The organism is uncultured Oscillibacter sp., assembly GCF_910587525.1.
Classification (GTDB): domain Bacteria; phylum Bacillota; class Clostridia; order Oscillospirales; family Oscillospiraceae; genus Oscillibacter.
The window spans coordinates 1-2,241 of record NZ_CAJULS010000234.1; the positions used below are offsets into that span (position 1 = coordinate 1).

Consider the following 2,241-nt stretch of genomic DNA (forward strand, 5'->3'; position numbering starts at 1 on the left):
GGGCTGACCGGCGTCACCTGAAACCGCTTGAGGATTTTCCGCTCCCGGTACTCCGATACCACCAACGGAAGGCCCATCAGCCCGCTGGCACAGATGGAGATGGTACACAGCGCGCCGATGGATTGCTCCAGGAAGGTGTAGGAGGCGCCCTCCGCGGCCGGCTTTGTCCCATAGATGACCCCCAGGATGACCAGTACCACCAGCGGCAGGATCACCGCGAAGATCACCATATTCATGTTGCGGATATTCAGCTTCAACTCATGTTTCAGTAATGTACCAAAAGACCTCATGCCGCATCCTCCTCTCCGGACAGCTGAAGATAGGCGTCCTCGAACTTCTCACAGCCGCTCTGCGTTCTGGCCTGCTCCACTGTGCCATAAAACACTGCCGTACCCCTGCGTAAAATACAAATTTCATCACACAGCGCCTCCACCTCGTCCATGAAGTGTGAGGTCAGGAGGATGGTCAGGCCACCCGCTTTCAGTTCCGAGAGGATCTTCCATACATCCCGCCGGGCCTTGGCGTCCAGGCCGGTAGTCAGCTCGTCCAGAAATACCAGCTCCGGGTTTGGAATGAGAGCCAGGACGATAAACAACCTCTGGCGTTCGCCGCCTGACAGGCTCTTAACCGCATTTTTCAGCTTGCCGCCAATCCCGAACCGCCGGCACAGCTCCCGCCAGTCCGCCGGGCGGTTATACAGGCAGGCGATCTCCTCGCACAGCTCAAACACCTTGATCTCCGGCTGATAGTCACCCTCCTGGAACTGGACGCCCACCCGCTGGAATAGAGCGCCGCGTTCCTTCCTGGGGTCGTGGCCCAGCACCGAGACCGCGCCGGAGTCTGCACGCCTGGTCCCCAGGATGCACTCAATGGTGGTGCTTTTGCCCGCCCCGTTGGCGCCCAGCAGGCCAAACACCGTACCACGCTTAACGGAAAGGTCCAGCCCGCTCAGCACAGTTTTACCCTGGTAGCTCTTGGTGAGGCCGGTTACTTGAATAGCCAGCTTTTCATCTCTCATACGGATTTCCTCCTTTTGATGGCCCGCAGCTCGATGTAGCCCCGCTCGCCCCGGGGCTCCAGTTGGATACGGGGATTGCTGTCATCCCACTCATAGCCGATGACAGCCGGGTCGTAGTGGTCCATGGCGTACTGCACAGAGAGGATGGCCTGGGAGTAATCCTCCTCTTTGAAGGGCTCACCCTGGAAGGCCAGGTACTCTGCGGCTGGCAGGGTGATGACATCGAACCCCTCCGGAATGTCCCCGGCGTAGTCCGGCATCGTTTCAACTCCCTGCACATAGGTTGAGGTGTCCGGCTTCTTGTACGCATCCGGCAGCCAGAGGCAGACCGGCTCGCCGCACAGAGAGTCCATACTGGCCAGCACACCCCAGACCTCGCAGCTGACCTCCGCGCAGTAGGCAAAGTAGTCCTCGGCCCGGACGCCGCGCTTGAGGATGACCTTGCGCTCCGGCTTGCGGACCACCTGGACGAAAACGCTTTGCAGGTTTTCCATATCAACGGTATCCTTTCTCAGCTCCTTGAATTTCACGCCATAGGGGATAAACAGCCGGATTGGGACGGGGGCTTTCACGTAGTCCCCAGGGTTACAGCCAAATTCCCGGCAAAAGGCGCGGGTGAAGCCGTCTATACTTTGAAAGCCGCAGTCATAGGCCGCGTCGGTGACAAAGCACTGTTCCTGCTTCAGACGCATGGCGGAGTGGGAAAGCCGCATCCGGCGGATATACTCCGCTGGCGTGAGGCCCAGCCGCTCCTTAAACAGCCGGTGGGAGTGCCAGGGGGAAAAGAGCGACACCTCAGAGAGGGTCGTCAGCGTGATCTCCTGGTCCAAATGGGACTCAATATAATCCTGCATCCGCTGGACCGCCTCGGTTTGCTGATCCAAAGTCCATCACCTCCATCTGTGTTTCCCATCTTACCATGCCCAGCGCCGGCCTGCTCGACTTTTTTTGCTATCCGGAACTACACACTGGGCTGGCCCATCAAACGGATGTGGTTTCTGGCCTTGGAGACCCATGCGGTCACATGGTTAGCCGGGGCGCCAAGCAGTTCGCCAATCTCCTTACTGGAGTATCCGTCAATGCGCATCCGGATGGCCCGGATGCCTTTCGCCGTGGTGCCGGTGGCCGTAGCTTCAGCCCGGTCCAGCAGCCCCATCAGTTCCCGGCAGGCATCCCGCTCCTCCAGACTGTCGTCCACTACGCCGCAGGGCAATTCCGCCGGG

3 protein-coding genes and 1 pseudogene are annotated in these 2,241 nt (G+C 59.6%); all 4 read right to left on the reverse strand.

Annotated elements, in window-relative coordinates:
* The coding region (locus QZ326_RS12925) for an ABC transporter permease (RefSeq protein ID WP_295745997.1) at nt 1-290 on the reverse strand (290 nt) is incomplete at its 3' end.
* On the reverse strand, nt 287-1,018 hold the full coding sequence (locus QZ326_RS12930) for an ABC transporter ATP-binding protein (protein ID WP_295746000.1): 732 nt from the start codon (nt 1,016-1,018) through the stop codon (nt 287-289). The genes QZ326_RS12925 and QZ326_RS12930, both read right to left, overlap by 4 nt.
* Nucleotides 1,015-1,902, reverse strand: a complete 888-nt coding sequence (locus tag QZ326_RS12935) for an AraC family transcriptional regulator (protein WP_295746003.1) — start codon at nt 1,900-1,902, stop codon at nt 1,015-1,017. The genes QZ326_RS12930 and QZ326_RS12935 overlap by 4 nt, the downstream gene beginning before the upstream one ends.
* Before the next feature lie 77 nt (nt 1,903-1,979).
* Nucleotides 1,980-2,241 (reverse strand): annotated as a pseudogene (locus tag QZ326_RS12940) (sigma-70 family RNA polymerase sigma factor); the annotation flags it as partial.